This is a genomic window from Serratia sp. B501 (assembly GCF_051172315.1).
GTDB classification, from domain to species: domain Bacteria; phylum Pseudomonadota; class Gammaproteobacteria; order Enterobacterales; family Enterobacteriaceae; genus Serratia; species Serratia ureilytica.
This window is the reverse complement of the sequence record NZ_JBPIZB010000002.1, coordinates 702,324-716,943: the sequence shown is the minus strand read 5'-3', so window position 1 is coordinate 716,943 and position 14,620 is coordinate 702,324. Positions and strand designations below refer to the sequence as shown.

The 14,620-nt window shown below is 60.2% G+C and carries 18 protein-coding genes; 15 read left to right on the top strand and 3 right to left on the bottom strand.

Translation table 11 applies throughout. The features are described 5' to 3' along the window. Window positions 1-27 precede the first annotated feature (27 nt). The 13 genes from ACSBQV_RS09985 (at window position 28) to ACSBQV_RS09925 (ending at window position 10,955) form a co-directional block, all read left to right on the top strand. Entirely contained in the window at window positions 28-471 is a 444-nt protein-coding gene (locus ACSBQV_RS09985; RefSeq protein ID WP_241900201.1) for a winged helix-turn-helix domain-containing protein, read from the top strand. 30 nt (window positions 472-501) lie between these two features. Continuing rightward, on the top strand, window positions 502-1,005 hold the full coding sequence (locus ACSBQV_RS09980; protein WP_143557052.1) for a type II secretion system protein N: 504 nt from the start codon (window positions 502-504) through the stop codon (window positions 1,003-1,005). Between the two features lie 126 nt (window positions 1,006-1,131). Then, complete coding sequence (gene gspD, locus ACSBQV_RS09975; RefSeq protein WP_099783896.1) at window positions 1,132-3,021, top strand: type II secretion system secretin GspD; 1,890 nt, start codon at window positions 1,132-1,134, stop codon at window positions 3,019-3,021. After that, window positions 3,018-4,514 (top strand): type II secretion system ATPase GspE, encoded by a 1,497-nt coding sequence (gene gspE, locus ACSBQV_RS09970; protein ID WP_168177228.1) that lies wholly within the window; start codon window positions 3,018-3,020, stop codon window positions 4,512-4,514. The genes gspD and gspE overlap by 4 nt, the downstream gene beginning before the upstream one ends. Beyond that, complete coding sequence (gene gspF / locus ACSBQV_RS09965; protein ID WP_099818243.1) at window positions 4,504-5,715, top strand: type II secretion system inner membrane protein GspF; 1,212 nt, start codon at window positions 4,504-4,506, stop codon at window positions 5,713-5,715. The genes gspE and gspF overlap by 11 nt, the downstream gene beginning before the upstream one ends. A 41-nt stretch (window positions 5,716-5,756) precedes the next feature. After that, window positions 5,757-6,185 (top strand): type II secretion system major pseudopilin GspG, encoded by a 429-nt coding sequence (gene gspG / locus ACSBQV_RS09960; RefSeq protein ID WP_033644207.1) that lies wholly within the window; start codon window positions 5,757-5,759, stop codon window positions 6,183-6,185. Next, the gene (locus ACSBQV_RS09955) at window positions 6,182-6,757 is read left to right on the top strand and encodes a prepilin-type N-terminal cleavage/methylation domain-containing protein (RefSeq protein WP_099783798.1); all 576 of its coding nucleotides are present in this window, start codon (window positions 6,182-6,184) and stop codon (window positions 6,755-6,757) included. Before gspG ends, ACSBQV_RS09955 begins: the two co-directional genes overlap by 4 nt. Beyond that, on the top strand, window positions 6,669-7,016 hold the full coding sequence (gene gspI, locus ACSBQV_RS09950) for a type II secretion system minor pseudopilin GspI (protein WP_241900202.1): 348 nt from the start codon (window positions 6,669-6,671) through the stop codon (window positions 7,014-7,016). Before ACSBQV_RS09955 ends, gspI begins: the two co-directional genes overlap by 89 nt. Continuing rightward, window positions 7,013-7,627, top strand: a complete 615-nt coding sequence (gspJ, locus tag ACSBQV_RS09945; RefSeq protein WP_033642096.1) for a type II secretion system minor pseudopilin GspJ — start codon at window positions 7,013-7,015, stop codon at window positions 7,625-7,627. Before gspI ends, gspJ begins: the two co-directional genes overlap by 4 nt. After that, window positions 7,624-8,526 carry a type II secretion system minor pseudopilin GspK gene (gene gspK, locus ACSBQV_RS09940; RefSeq protein WP_099783794.1) on the top strand — a complete coding sequence of 301 codons (903 nt, stop codon included), beginning with the start codon at window positions 7,624-7,626 and terminating at the stop codon, window positions 8,524-8,526. The genes gspJ and gspK overlap by 4 nt, the downstream gene beginning before the upstream one ends. 3 nt (window positions 8,527-8,529) lie before the next feature. Beyond that, complete coding sequence (gene gspL, locus ACSBQV_RS09935; RefSeq protein WP_099783792.1) at window positions 8,530-9,663, top strand: type II secretion system protein GspL; 1,134 nt, start codon at window positions 8,530-8,532, stop codon at window positions 9,661-9,663. Further along, window positions 9,660-10,124 (top strand): type II secretion system protein GspM, encoded by a 465-nt coding sequence (gene gspM / locus ACSBQV_RS09930; protein WP_033651100.1) that lies wholly within the window; start codon window positions 9,660-9,662, stop codon window positions 10,122-10,124. The genes gspL and gspM overlap by 4 nt, the downstream gene beginning before the upstream one ends. A 15-nt stretch (window positions 10,125-10,139) precedes the next feature. Then, window positions 10,140-10,955: a prepilin peptidase gene (locus ACSBQV_RS09925; protein WP_434991437.1), complete on the top strand. Its 816-nt coding sequence runs from the start codon at window positions 10,140-10,142 to the stop codon at window positions 10,953-10,955. On the opposite strand, the gene gspS is transcribed toward ACSBQV_RS09925, so the two are convergent. Next, window positions 10,952-11,314 (bottom strand): type II secretion system pilot lipoprotein GspS, encoded by a 363-nt coding sequence (gene gspS / locus ACSBQV_RS09920; RefSeq protein ID WP_033642100.1) that lies wholly within the window; start codon window positions 11,312-11,314, stop codon window positions 10,952-10,954. The genes ACSBQV_RS09925 and gspS overlap by 4 nt on opposite strands. A 253-nt stretch (window positions 11,315-11,567) precedes the next feature. Between gspS and gbpA the strand changes: the two genes are divergently transcribed. Together gbpA and ACSBQV_RS09910 are read left to right on the top strand one after the other, a co-directional pair. Continuing rightward, window positions 11,568-12,995: an N-acetylglucosamine-binding protein GbpA gene (gene gbpA, locus ACSBQV_RS09915; protein ID WP_099783788.1), complete on the top strand. Its 1,428-nt coding sequence runs from the start codon at window positions 11,568-11,570 to the stop codon at window positions 12,993-12,995. 52 nt (window positions 12,996-13,047) lie between these two features. Continuing rightward, window positions 13,048-13,566 (top strand): cytochrome b, encoded by a 519-nt coding sequence (locus ACSBQV_RS09910; protein ID WP_099783786.1) that lies wholly within the window; start codon window positions 13,048-13,050, stop codon window positions 13,564-13,566. A 281-nt stretch (window positions 13,567-13,847) separates the two neighbouring features. On the opposite strand, the gene ACSBQV_RS09905 is transcribed toward ACSBQV_RS09910, so the two are convergent. Both ACSBQV_RS09905 and tomB read right to left on the bottom strand, forming a co-directional pair. Then, window positions 13,848-14,051, bottom strand: coding sequence for an HHA domain-containing protein (locus ACSBQV_RS09905; protein WP_004940313.1), 204 nt, complete (start codon window positions 14,049-14,051; stop codon window positions 13,848-13,850). A 50-nt stretch (window positions 14,052-14,101) separates the two neighbouring features. Beyond that, window positions 14,102-14,470, bottom strand: coding sequence for an Hha toxicity modulator TomB (tomB, locus tag ACSBQV_RS09900; RefSeq protein ID WP_004940312.1), 369 nt, complete (start codon window positions 14,468-14,470; stop codon window positions 14,102-14,104). Between the last annotated feature and the right edge of the window lie 150 nt (window positions 14,471-14,620).

Here is a 14,620-nt window from a genome sequence, read left to right as displayed (position 1 = left end):
CATAGCATTGCCCTGAACGAGACTCTGTTGGAAAATGAGTTGGTGATCTTAAACAACAATGAAAAGACGCTGTTATTTAAAAAAGAGAATGTGCTCATCGAAATGACCGAATTGCAGCGGCGTTTCATGCTGTGCCTGTTGAGTGGCATCTATAAGAAAAATGACATTATTCGCGCAGTCTGGTTCTGCAACCATGAGACCATCAGCGACAATAACTATTATCAAATGATATTCCAATGCCGCGCTTTGCTCTCCCGCCACGGTATTCCTGGCGAGGTGATCAAAACCATTCCCCGATTTGGCGTGATGCTGAGTTTCCAGGCCTGCGAACGCGTGAATACGCGGGAGCAATGCTTGGCGCCGGCGGCTAATAAACAGCGGCGAACGTGGCTGGACGCCGTAAATTATAAAGTGGCGCTGGCCATCACGCTGCTGTTTTCCGTGGCGATGGTGTTGGGCATTTCCGCTTAGCGTTGGCGCCGTTGAATAACCGGGGGGCCAGTGAGCAAGCGGTTGATAGACTTTTTTATTCTACTTTTCTTCCTGGCTAATTTGACGTTCATGCTTTCTCAGGTGTGGCGAATGATAACCGTGAATAACGAACCCATTGAGCCGCACCTTGAAAGTGGGCGTGGGCAAGTGCGCCATGACGCCTTTCCCCAGGAAGATGACATCGAGAAAATTAACGACGCACACTGGTTTGGCCGCTATCAGGCGGCGAAAAGCGGCGAAAAGGCGCGCGGGTATAAGGTCGGCGAGTGGACGATCGACGCCGAGCTGCTGGCTAATGCGCCGGAAGCCGCGGCGCTCGGCAAGATAACCGGTTTGCTGTTCAGTGATAGCGCCGAAAAAAGCCTGGTCATCGTGGAGCATGGCGGTAAACAAACCGGGTATGGCGTTGGCGATCGGCTGGTCGGCAGCAATGCCGTTATCGTGCGGATATTAAAAAATAAAATACTGCTCGATGAAAACGGTTATTACGCCGCGCTGACGTTTAAAGAGTAGCCGGCGCGCCGTTTCGGCGTAGGGTGTTTTACAGCATAAGGCGACACTGTGATGACGCATTTTATTTTTCGTTCCTGCGCAGGCTGGAGCGCCGGTTTATGGCGCGCGTTAGCGGCGGCGGCCGTCATGATTGCGCTGGCTGGCCCGTCGCGTGCGGAGCAATTCTCCGCCAATTTCAAAGGCACGGACATTCAGGAATTTATCAATACGGTCAGTAAAAACCTGAGCAAGACCATCATTATCGATCCGGCGGTGAAAGGTAAGATCACGGTACGCAGCTACGAACAGCTCGACGAGAAGCAATATTACCAGTTCTTTCTCAATGTGCTGGACGTCTACGGCTATACGGTCATCGGCATGCCCAACAATGTCCTGAAGGTGATCGCCGCCAAAGAGGGAAAAAGAGCCGCGCTGTCGCAAAACGGCGGCGAGGCGATCGCCGAAGGGGATGACGTGGTGATGCGCGTGGTGCCGCTGCGCAATATCGCGGCCAAAGACGTTTCGCCGATCTTGCGTCAGCTTAACGACAGCATCGGCGTGGGCAGCGTGGCGCATTACGAGCAGGGCAATGCGTTGTTGATCACCGGCCGAGCCGGGGTGGTCAACGGTCTGCTCGAGCTTGTCAGGGAGATGGATCAGGACGACGGCAATCGGGTCGAGAGCCTCGCGCTGAAGCATGCGGCGGCGCCGGAGATCGCGCGGATGGTGAACGAACTGTTTCGCGAAGAGGGCAAACGGCGTATGGCCGGGGCTGGCTCGCTGCGGCTGGTGGCGGATGAGCGCACCAACAGCGTGATGATCGCCGGGGACGATCGGGCCCGCGAACACGCCAAAGAACTGATTGAGCAGTTGGATAACAAGAGTGTCACCCAAGGCAATACCCAGGTTATTCCGCTTAAGTACGCCAAGGCGCAGAGCCTGGTCGAGGTGCTGACCGGCGTGAGCGCGGGCCTGCAAAACGAGAAAGAGAGCGCCGCCGCCAACGTGGCGCTGTTGAAAAATGTGGTGATCAAGGCCGATGAGCAGACCAATGCGCTGATCATCACCGCCGCGCCGGACGTGATGCGCGATCTGGAGGCGGTGGTCGCCAAGCTGGATGTACGGCGCGCGCAGGTGCTGGTCGAAGCGGTGATCGTCGAAGTGCAGGATGGGCAGGGGCTGAACATCGGCGTGCAGTGGGCCAACAAATACGGCGGTGGCACGCAGTTCGCCGGCCAGGCGCCCGGCATCTCGGCGGGGTTCGAAAACGGCATGAGCGATGTGTTCGGCAAGGCCAACGGCCTGATGACCGGTTTCTACAGCGGCAACTGGGGCGTATTGCTGTCCGCCATCGCCAGCAACAACCAAAACAATATCCTGGCTACGCCGAGCATCGTTACGCTCGATAACGCCGAGGCGGAGTTCAGCGTCGGGCAGGATGTGCCGATCCTCACCGGTTCGCAAACCACTAACAGCGATAACGTTTTCAATACCGTGTCGCGCAAAACGGTGGGCATCAAGCTCAAGGTCAAACCGCAGATCAATCAGGGCCAGTCCGTGCTGATGCAGATCGAGCAGGAGGTCTCCAGCGTTGCCGACAGCGCCGGCGCCACGCCGGATTCGCTGGGGGCGACCTTCAATATCCGCACGGTCAACAACACGGTACTGGTGGACAGCGGTGAGACCGTGGTGGTGGGCGGACTGCTGGACAAGTCCAACTCGGAGCTGGAGAGCAGCGTGCCGATCCTGGGCAAGATCCCGCTGGTGGGGGCGCTGTTTCGCTCGAACGCCACCAAAGCGAGCAAGCGTAATTTGATGCTGTTTATCCGCCCGACCATCATTCGCAGCACCGAGGGGTATGCCCGGCAGAGCCAGCGCAAGTTAGGCAAGTTCGACGCCGAGCAGCAGGACGATCGTGAGCTGAATAACGCACTGCGCAGCGAGATCGCCGGCGATAAGAAGGTGGTCGACAATCGGGCGTTCCTCGCCACCGTCGCGCGTATCGAGGCGTTTTATTCGCGCGGAGCGCGCCCGTGAAGCCCCGTTCTGCGGGGCCGCGGCTGCCTTTTGGCTGGGCGCGGCAGCATGGCGTGCTGGCCGTCGACGGGCAGAGCGGGATTCAACTGTATTGTCACTCCGAGACCCGCCACGCCGCGTTGATGGAGGCGTACCGCTGCCTGCCCGGTGAGCCGACGCTGGCCCGGCTGGACACGGAGGCCTTTGAACAACGGCTGGTGGCGCACTATCAGCGGGAAAGCGGCCAGGCACAGAAAATGATCGACGACCTGGGCGGCGAACTGGATTTCTACGCGTTGGCGGAAGAGTTGCCGCAGCAGCAGGACCTGTTGGACGAACAGGACGATGCGCCGATTATCCGCCTGATTAACGCCTTGCTGAGTGAGGCGATCAAAGAGCGCGCCTCCGATATTCACATCGAAACCTACGAGAGCGAGCTGGTGATCCGTTTTCGCATCGACGGCGCGCTGCGCCGCATTCTGGCGCCGCAGCGCAAGCTGGCGGCGCTGCTGGTGTCGCGCATCAAGGTCATGTCGAAGCTGGATATCGCCGAGAAGCGCGTGCCGCAGGATGGGCGCATGGCGCTGAAGGTTGGCGGGCGGGCGATCGACGTGCGGGTGTCGGTGATGCCGGCCAGCCACGGCGAGCGCGTGGTCATGCGCCTGTTGGATAAACAGGGCGTGCGGCTCGAACTGCCCAGCCTGGGCATGGCGGCGGCGCATCAACAGGCGTTGCTGCGCCTGATCCGCCAGCCGCACGGCATTATTCTGGTCACCGGCCCGACCGGTTCGGGCAAGAGCACCACGCTCTATACCTTGCTGAACCAGATCAATGACGAACAGCGCAACATCATGACGATCGAAGATCCCGTCGAGTATGAACTGGCCGGCATCGCGCAGACGCAGGTGAACCCCAAGGTGGACATGACCTTCGCGCGCGGGCTGCGCGCGCTGCTGCGTCAGGATCCCGATGTGGTGTTGATCGGCGAGATCCGCGACGGTGAAACGGCGCAGATCGCGGTGCAGGCCTCATTGACCGGACATCTGGTGCTGTCGACCCTGCATACCAACACGGCGATCGGCGCCGTGACCCGGCTGCGGGACATGGGCGTTGAACCGTTTTTGCTTTCCAGCTCGCTGAGCGGCGTGTTGGCGCAGCGCCTGGTGCGCCGGCTTTGCCCGCACTGTCGCGAGCCTTATGCGCTGCCTGACGCGCAGCGGCGCCAACTGGGGCCGGCGTCGACGCGGGCGCTGACCTGCTGGCGCCCGATAGGATGCGAGGCCTGCGGCGGGCAGGGCTATCGCGGCCGAATCGGTTTGCATGAACTGTTGGTGCTGGATGAACCGATGCGCAGGGCAATCCACCGTAGCGACGGTGAGCTGGACATCGCCAGGCTGGCCGGGGAGCGCTATCAGCCGCTGCGCCAGGATGGGATCGCCAAAATGTGCGCCGGAGAGACCAGCCTGGAAGAAGTGTTGCGGGTGACGAGCGAAGGGGATGGCGATGAAGTTTGATTATCGCGCCTGCGATCGTGAGGGGCGCGCCCGGCGTGGCGTGTTGGAGGCGGATTCTCTGCGCCAGGCCCGCGATCGGTTGCGTGAGAAGGGTTGGCAGGTGCTGGCGGTGCAGGCGCGCAGGCGATCCGCTCTTGCCGGCCTGCTCGCCGGCCGTTGGATGAGCGGCGTGAGCAGCGGCGATCTGGCGCTGCTCACCCGGCAACTGGCGACGCTGCTGTCCGCCGCGCTGCCGCTGGAAGAGGCGCTGATGGCGGTGGCGCGGCAAACGGAGAAAAAAGGCCTGCAGGCGGCGTTGACTCAGGTGAGGCAGCGCATTCTGGAGGGTTTCCCGCTGGCGCAGGCGCTGGGGCAGTATCCGCAGATTTTTGACCGTCTCTATTGCGCCATGGTGGCGGCCGGTGAGATTGCCGGCCATCTGGGGCCGGTGCTGGAACGGCTGGCTGACTATGTCGAACAGCGCCAGCACATGAAGAACAAGATCGTGCAGGCGTTGGTGTACCCGATGGTGCTGACGGCGGTGGCGATTGGCGTGGTGGCTATCTTGCTGACGGCAGTGGTGCCGAAGGTGATCGAACAGTTTGTGCATATGAAGCAGACCTTGCCGCTGTCGACCCGGATGCTGCTCGGCGCCAGCGACGGATTGCGCCAATGGGGGGCGGCGGTGTTGATGGCGGCGCTGGCGGGCCTTGGCGCTTTCCGTTATCGCCTGCGGGATCCGGCGCGGCGCGCACGCTGGCATGCGTTCATCCTGCGGCTGCCGGTGGTCGGCAAGCTGTCGCTGGCGGTGAATACCGCGCGCTACGCCAAAACGCTGAGCATTTTGAACGCCAGCGCCGTGCCGTTGCTGGAGGCGATGCGCATCAGCGCCGGCGTGTTGGGTAACGAGGCCGCCCGTGAGCGCCTGCTGGCGGCGATGGAGCGAGTGCGAGAGGGGGAAGGATTGTCGCCGTCGCTTGAAGGCACCGCGCTGTTCTCGCCGATGATGCGACACATGATCATGTCCGGCGAGCGCAGCGGCGAACTGGACATGATGCTCGAACGGGCGGCGGCGATGCAGCAGGAGGCCTTCAGCCGGCAAATCACGCTGGCGCTGGGGCTGTTTGAGCCTTTATTGGTGATCGCGATGGCCGGTTCGGTGCTGTTTATCATTCTGGCCATCCTGCAGCCGATATTGCAGCTCAATAATATGGTCGGCTAATCATGCCGTTAATGGAGAGTAAAGTGAGTCATATCAGCAATATGCGCAGGTCCCGGCAGCGTGGGTTCACGCTGCTGGAAATCATGGTGGTGATCGTCATTCTGGGGCTGTTGGCCAGCCTGACCATCCCAAGCCTGATGGGTAACAAGGAGAAGGCCGATCGGCAAAAGGCCGCCAGCGATATCGTCGCGTTGGAGAACGCGCTGGATATGTACAAGCTGGATAACGGCCGTTATCCCAGCGCGGAGCAGGGGCTGGCGGCGCTGGTGACCCGGCCGACGCTGGCGCCGATCCCAAGGAATTATCCCGAAGACGGTTATATCCGCCGCTTGCCGCAAGACCCCTGGGGGCAAGCGTATCGTCTGCGCAACCCGGGGCGCCATGGCAAGCTGGATGTGTTCACGCTGGGGCCGGACGGCGTCGCTGATACCGATGATGACATCGGTAACTGGGTGGCCGACGCGCCATGAGGCGCATACGCGGTTTTACGCTGCTGGAGACCATGTTGGTATTGCTGCTGCTGGGGGTGACCAGCGGCCTGGTGATGCTGAGTTTTCCGGCGGATGAGAAGCCGTTGGCGCAGCAGGGGGAGCGATTGAGCCATTGGCTGAATGCTCTCGCCGAGCGGGCCGAGCGCGAAGGGGTGAGATATGGCGTGGCGTTCGATGACGGCGGTTGGCGCAGCGTCGCCGAAGCGGGGCGGGAGAGCCGGGATCAGTATGCTCTGCCGGACGGCGTCGCGCTGCGGCTGAGCGTTGAAGGGCAAACCGTCGCGCTCGCCGCAGAGGCGGCGCTGCCACAGGTGTGGCTGTATCCGGGGGGCGAAACCACGGCGTTCAGCGTGGAGCTATCGCAGGGCAAGTGTCTGTGGCGATTGCAGGCGCCCGGTTACTTTGTATTTGAAACGACGGACATTCGTTGCGATGACGCGGAAAATGAGATGCCAGCAGGGCATGACGCTGCTGGAAGTGATGGTGGCCATGATGATCTTCGCCATCGGCTGTCTGGCGCTGATCAACAGCACCGGCGGCCAGGTGCGTAGCCTGAGCGCGATCGAAGCCAAGACCGTGGCGCTGTGGGTGGCGGACAACCAGCTGACGCTGCTGCAGCTCGAGCCCCGCCCACCGACGCTGGCCTGGCATTCGGGCTCCACGGTGATGGCCGGTGAAACCTGGCACTGGCGCTATCGCGGGCGGGAGACCAGCGACGCCGGGATGCGGGCGATCGCGATTGAAGTCAGGCGCGACCCGCAGGATCGCAATGCGCTGGTGGAGATGCTCGCCTATAGGGCGTTGCCGTGAAGCGCGCTTTGCAACGGGGTTTTACGCTGGTGGAAATGCTGTTGGCCATCGCCCTGTTCGCCATGCTGTCGCTCACCGCATTGACGGTCTTCAGAGGCGTGCTGAAAAACGACGAAATCACCCAGCGCAAATCGACGCAGTTGACCCAGCTGCAACGGGCGCTGGCGATCGTCGAGCGCGATTTGACGCAGGCGCAGGCGCGCGCGCCGACCGGCGATAAACGCTGGCCGGCGGCGCCGGAGTTTGCGGTGCTGCAGACGGCGGGAGAGGAAGGCGGCGATTTTCAGCTGCTACTGATCCGAAACGGCTGGCCGAACCCCCAGGCCCGATTGCCGCGCGCCACGCAGGAGCGGGTGGCGTATCGCTACCGGCAGGGGCGGCTCGAACGCCTCAGTTACCCGAATTTGAGCAGCCCGCAGGCGGCGGCGCGCAGCGTGCTGCTGCTGTCTGAGGTGACGCGGTTCCAACTGCGTTTTTACCGGCAGGGCGAATGGTTGACGGCCTGGCGCGCCGGCGGGCTGCTGCCGCAGGCGGTGGAGATCGTCATCGACACCCCCGCGCTGGGGGAAGTCCGGCGCATCGTCACGTTGCCTGCCGCGAGGCCATTATGAATAAACAACGCGGTATGGCGCTGTTGATGGTGTTGCTGATGATGTCGCTGATGGCGATCGTGGCGGTCAATATCAACGATAACTGGCAGCGTTCGCTGGCGCGCACCCAGTCTCAGCAGGATCGGTTGCGGGCGAAATGGCTGCTGCTGGGCGGCGAGAGCTACGCCCGGCAGCGGCTGCAGCAGGCGGGAGAACAGCGGAGGGCGTGGGGGGCATCAGGGGTGACCTTCAGCATGCGCACCGAAGAGGGGGAAGTGGCGATACGTCTGCGCCGCGTTGACGCCTGTTTCAACCTCAACGCCCTGATCCGCGCCGCCCGCCCGGCGGATGTCGGCGATAGCGAGGGGGGAACCCCCAATAAGGAGAGACGAATATTCATGCTGCTATTGAACAATCAGGGGATCGCCGCTGCCCAGGCGGGCGCGATTGCCGATGCGATCGTCGCCAGAGCCTATGGCGAAGGGTATCTGATGGGGGATGTCAGCGAGCTGCGGGAGCTGGCCGGCATCGACCGCGAGCTTTATCTGCGTCTTGCGCCGCTGCTTTGTGCGGCGCCGGATGCCGAGCTGCGCCTCAATCCGGACGCCGTGAACGACGCTCAGCTGCCGCTGCTGCGGGCGATGTTGATGAACGCGCTGAGCGATGAGCGGCTGCGGGCGCTGCTGGCGGCCCGCCCGCCGCAGGGCTGGCAGACGCTGGCGTTTTTGTCGCAGGAAAAAGCGCTGCAGGCGCTGGGCGAGGATGGCCTTGGCGAGCGACTGATTTTCGACGATAACCGCTGGATTGCGCAGCTGCAGCTTAGGCTGAACGACGGACGCTATCGGCTGGTCAGCGCGTTGCAGCCGGGCCCGTCAGGCGTCACGGTCAGCGGACGTCGGTTCGACAGAGGGGAAGGGTAAACGATGGCGAACACCATCCTGCTTATCGCGCTGGACGATGATGCGATGGCCGATGTGCGCTGGGGCCGCGTCGGCGAGACGCGCTGCCGCTTTGCCGCCCGCCTCGTTCTGGCCGAAGGCGGTAGTGAGTTGGCGGCCATGGCGCAGGGTAGCCGGGTCGTGGTGCTGGTGCCTGCCCGTCATGTGGTGCTGAGACAAACGACATTCCAGGGCAAGGCCCGGCAGGCGACGCCGCTGGCGCTGGCGTACTCCCATGAGACCGGATTGTTGACCGATGTCGAGCAGATGCATTGGGCGGTGCTGGGCAAGGTGCAGCGCGATTTCACTATCGCCGGCGTTGCGCTGGCGCAGATGCAAGGGTGGGTTGATAGCCTCAACGCCTGCGGCATTCGCGTCGATGCCCTGCTGCCCGACGTGCTGGCGTTGCCGTTGCCGAACCAATGCAGCGCACTGCGCTGGCGCGGACACTGGCTGCTCCGAACGGGGGGCATGCAGGGCATGCAGTTGCCCGATGCCTGGGGGGACAGCGTCCCGTGGCCGACGCCGGATTGGTGTCTGCACAGTGGCGGAGAGGTGCCGGCGGGCTGGGAAACGGCGCGTATCGATGAGGATCCGCTGTGGCGATTGGCGGAAGAGGCCTGGAACAGCACATCCACGTTGTTGCAGGGGCGTTTCAAACCGGGCGTGCGCTGGCCGCGCCGTCTGCCCGATAAGACCGCCTGCGCGATGCTGTTGCTCAGCGGTTCGCTGCTGGTGGGGGGCTTGCATCACCAATTAATGGCCAGACAGAGCGAAAGCCAGATAACGGCGCTGACTCAGCGCCTGCTGCAGAGTGGCGAGACCGCGCCGGCGTTCGCCGAACGGGCGGCGCAAGCGTGGGCACGGCGTATGCAAGACACCCTGAATGCGCCGCAGCTGTTCAGGCTGTTGCCCTACGCGGCCGAGGCGCTTGCTGTCTGGGAACCTCCGCAGTTGCAGGCGCTGGCTTTCGACGCCGCCGACGATCGTTTGGTGGTGACGGTAAACAGAAATGACGCGCCGCTGCCGGCGCCGGTCAACGACGGTGGCGTCAGCATGACGTTCAGCGAGGGAAGCGCGCCTAACCAGGCGATCCTGACGGTGAGAGGTGAGCGATGAACATCGGTTGGCGCGATAAGGCGCTGCGGCGGGCAGTGCTGTTAAGCCTGTTGATGCTGATGGCCTGCGGCTACTGCCTGTATCAATTTTCACAGGCGCAAAAAAACGCACAACGGCTGGCGGCGCTGCGGGAGCAGGCGCGCGTCATCCAACAATTGCAGGCGCGTTTGCCGCAGAGCGCCGCCGCGCGCGAGCAACTGCCGGAGCGACTGCGACAGAGTGCGCTGGCATATCGCATCGCCATCGCCGAACTGACGGAAAGTGAAGCGGATGTGCGGGTCACGCTGCCGCCCGTGCCGTTTGAACGCCTGTTGCCGTGGCTGGCCGCCCTGCAACGCGAGCACGGGATCCGCGTGCTCTCACTCGCCGCAGAACGTGCGGGGCAGGCGCCGGGCGTGGTGCAAATCAGCCAACTGCGGGTAACGGCGCAACCGGCGATGTCACCCACGCGACGACAATAGAGGATCCAGAGAGCCATGCTATCCGCAATAAACGCAGTGGCCGATGAACACTGGCTGCTATTTAGCGCCGTGTTGAGCCTGTGCATCGGCAGTTTTATCAATGTGGTCGTTTATCGGCTGCCTGTCATGCTTGAGCGCGAAATGGAAATGGCGCAGGCCGAACGATTTAATCTCTTTTTGCCGCGTTCATTCTGCCCGTGTTGCACAATGAAAATATCGGCGCTCGATAATATTCCTTTATTAAGTTGGCTGCTGTTGCGCGGTCGCTGTCGTTATTGTCGCACGCCTATTTCCATCCGTTATCCACTGGTGGAGTTATTGCTGATGCTAATGGGAATAACGCTGGCCTGGCGCGTCGGCATGGGTGTGGATTGGTTTTTCATGTTGGCGTTTGCTGCATTGCTGCTGGCCTTGGCGGCGATCGACAGCGAGCGTCAGCTGTTGCCGGATTGCCTGACGCTGTCGCTGCTGTGGGCCGGGCTGTTGTGGCATTGCCTGGCGCACCCGGCATTTTTGTCGGCGGCGGTCATCGGCGCGCTGGCGGGGTATTTGACGTTGTGGCTGCTGTATTGGGGATTTCGTCTCGCGACCGGCCGCGAGGGGCTGGGATATGGCGATTTTAAACTGCTGGCGGCGCTCGGCGCCTGGGGCGGCTATGCCGTTTTGTCGTCGATTCTGCTGTTTGCCGCCACCGGCAGCCTGCTGTGGCTGCTGCTGCGGGTGTGGCGCGGCGGCGATGGGGCGCAGCCCCTGCCTTTCGGCCCGGGGTTGGCGGTGGCGGGCGCCGGCGCGGTAGCCTGCCAGTGGCTTGCGCTACCGCTGGCGGGTTAACGGAGCTGGGCTAAAAACGGCGCCAGAGTTCGGTTGAGTCCGCTGCACTTCTCTTGCAACGGCGTGGCGTCGGCCTCCAGCTGCGCGGCGACGTTTTTGCCTGCATCAAGCAACTGGGTGCGATTAAGCGCCGGCGCCCAGCCTTTTCTCTCCGCCGCCTGCAACGCCGCCGCCGCGAGTGGGTCGTTGGCCGGGATATCGGCGCGGTTGCAGCGTTCTCTCAGAAACTGGCCGGCACCGACCAGCGATGACAGCTGGTCGCGCTGGATGGCGGCGTCAGGGGCCGATTTGGCGGCGTGCTGACAGCCGGATAACAGCAGGCATGCCATGAACGCCGTGGCGATGTTTTTCAATGTCACGTTATTTTCCCTGTGGAAGTGGCGCGGTGTCGGTATTTTCTTGCACCGCATGGCGGCGCTTTACGAGGTCAGGAATATGTTAACCCTTTATCATGCGGTTTAATATTCTGACGGCATTAGGTTTTATTATTTTAATGCATTCTAAGTGCCGGGCGTTCAGGGCTTCTACTTATTATTCCTCTCGCGGTATCGCCGCATCTCTTTGAGTTTCTTCTCACTCAGTTGGAATCCAATAAATTTAACTGGAGTCGTAATGAAATTATCCAAAATCGCCCTGATGATGGCAGCGCTCACTGCCTCCTCGGCCGCCTGGTCGCACGGTTATATCGAAGTGCCCGAGAGCCGCGCTTACAAGTGCAAGCTGGGCAGCAACACCGACTGCGGCAGAGCGCAGTGGGAACCGCAGAGCGTCGAGCAGGTTTCCGGCTTCCCTGGCGGCGCGACGCCGCGCGACGGCCAGCTGGCCAGCGGCGGGGTGGGCGGTTTCGAGCCGCTGGATCGTCAGGGCGTCAACGTCTGGGCGTTGAACACCATGAAGCCGGGACCGCAGACGTTCACCTGGTACCACACCGCCAAGCACAAAACCAATAACTGGCGTTATTACATCACCAAACAAGACTGGGACGTGAATAAGCCGCTGTCGCGCGAGGCTTTCGAAAAAGAGCCGTTCTGTGAAGTCGATGGCCATGCTCAGGCGCCAAAAGATCGCGAAGTGCACCAGTGCGTGGTGCCGGAGAGAACCGGCTATCAGGTGATTTATGGCGTGTGGGAAATCAATGACACGGTGAACAGCTTCTATCAGGTGGTTGACGTCAACTTCGAGGACGACGGCGTCGTGTCCGAATGGCGCAAGCAGCTGCAAGGCTCTCTCACCGGCAAAAACCTGCAGGTTGGCGACAAGGTGATCGCCCGCTTCTTCGATGCGGACGGTGAAGTGCTGACGATGAAAACCGAGCTGGCGATCGACAGTGAGGCGCTGACCGACAAAAACCGCTGGAACCACGCGTTGGCCAGCAAGATCAACGCCGAACAGAAAGCGGTGCGTGCCGGGGTGAAAGACGGTAAAGGCAACGTCAATCCGGTGTTTGGCAATAATGCAGTCTTCGCCAAACAAGGCAGCACGATGAAGAGCGTGGTGATCTCCTATGAGGAAGAAACGCCGGCTATCACCGAAGAGATCCGCATCGGCAACCTGTCCAGCACCAAGATCAAGGACGGTAAAGCTCAGCTGACCTTCAATGCCGAGGTTAAAGGCAAATTGACCGTTGAGGCGCGCGTTTACGATCACGGCCAGACGGAAAAAGGCTACGTGAAAGAGACGCTGGAAGACGCCAGCCAGCCGCTGACCATCGCGCTGAACAACGTCAGCGAGGGCCACCACATGCTGAAAGTTATCGCCAGCAACGACAATGGGCAGAGCATTCAGCCGGATATCGAAAACTTCAATCTGGAAGCTGAATCCACCGGCGGTGGCGGCAATGGCGACTACAACTTCGTCTTCCCGAACGCACTGAGTAAATACACCGCCGGCACCACGGTGCTGCAACCGAAAGACGGCAAGGTTTATCAGTGCAAACCTTTCCCTTACAGCGGTTACTGCATGCAGTGGAACAGCGGCGCGACTCAGTTTGAGCCGGGCGTGGGATCCAACTGGCAGGATGCCTGGGTCGTGAAAAAGTAAGTGCGAATCGGATAGGCAAGCGGCCAATGATGGCCGCTTTTAAAGGAGCTTTATGTCACACGAACCTGCCCGTTACGATCTTTTCAGTCGGTTACTGCATTGGGGCATTGCCGCCGTGATGATCTACGTCATGATCGTGGGTTATTCACTGCATTTTATGGCGGATGCGAGCATCTTCGCCTTTTTCTCCGTGACCAATATGTCGTTGGCCTTGGTGCTGACACCGCTGATGGCGGCGCGCTTTATCTGGCGTTTTTTCCGGCCTAAAGTGCCTTATGGCGATATGCTGCAAGGGCGCGAGAAGGGGTTGGTGCATTTGCTGCACGAAATATTCTACCTGCTGATTTTCGTGGTGTTGCTGAGCGGCTTTCTTATGCTGGAGCACGGCTTTGCGGTATTCGGCGCGATCGATTTTCCCCGTCCGATTGCGAATCTTGAGGTTAATCGTTTCTTTTTCGCCGTGCACCGTTATTCATGCATCGCGCTGTCGGCCATGATTGTACTGCACATCGCGGCGGTGATTAAGCATCACTGTTTCGCCCGGCGGGCGATTTTGCGCCGTATGCTCTGAGCCTGGCGGTGATGGATCACGCCGCCCGGCGCGGCGGCGTGGCAGCGATGGCCTCAGGGATATTCGCCGCGATGTGCACCACACAGGCAATGTGAGGCGAGCGTCTTCACGCGTGAATAGCGTTAAGGCGTAATACCCCGGGCATTAACCGAGAATTGTTGCTATTTATTATTAACGGCAAAGATGAGTGTAATTAACATTTCGTTGTCAATAGGAAAATGACCTATTCAACTTGAACATTGAAGCCGATAAAAGCATCGGCTCAACGCGTTGGGGGCTGATTATCTGACATATTTCCAAACGGAGGTGGGGATTTTGTCATACAGCTTGTTCATGGTCAGCTCCGCCAAACGATGATCGGCGGCTGAGTAAAACAGCTCCAGTTCATCATCGGAAAGCTCGTACTTATTTTTTTCAATAACACGTTCGAGAGTATCAATCGTGGTGCATTTACGTAAACGCATCAGATAGTCGGTTTTAGTCATGGTGGCCTTTTAGTTTAATAACCGTAAAATAGCTCGGGAATAATTATCCCCTAAGTTTTCATTGTCGTACAGATGTCCTCTCCTGAGAACATTCTGAATAATCTCGCCTTGGTTTTTTGCCAGCGGCGCAGGTCGGAATCATTGATACCGTAGCTGCTGAACAGCGTATAGGTATCGTCGAGATATTCCTCGACTAACTCCGACAAATCGGATTCGTCCATGTATTTAATTTTATAACTCATCACAAACGAAGCGATATGTTCGATCAACTCATTAAGCTGAAGGTTGACGGAGGATGTCGGATCGTTGACCCACCCGTGGTGGCTGTCTCCCAGGGTGGCGATACCTTCATCATACAAATTTTCGCACAAGAATTTGAGTTGAGCAATGTCGTGTCGCTTAGGCGAATACTCATCCATATCATCCCCTCCGTAAGTCTTAATGGCGGTGTTGATAACACTATGTGAGTAAGCTGATTTACATCATGAACGGAGGCAGCTTAACGGTGGTTAAATAAACTTCCCGTAAAATGAATATAAATCATTTTTTCGCGTTTGGCCTGCAGTTAT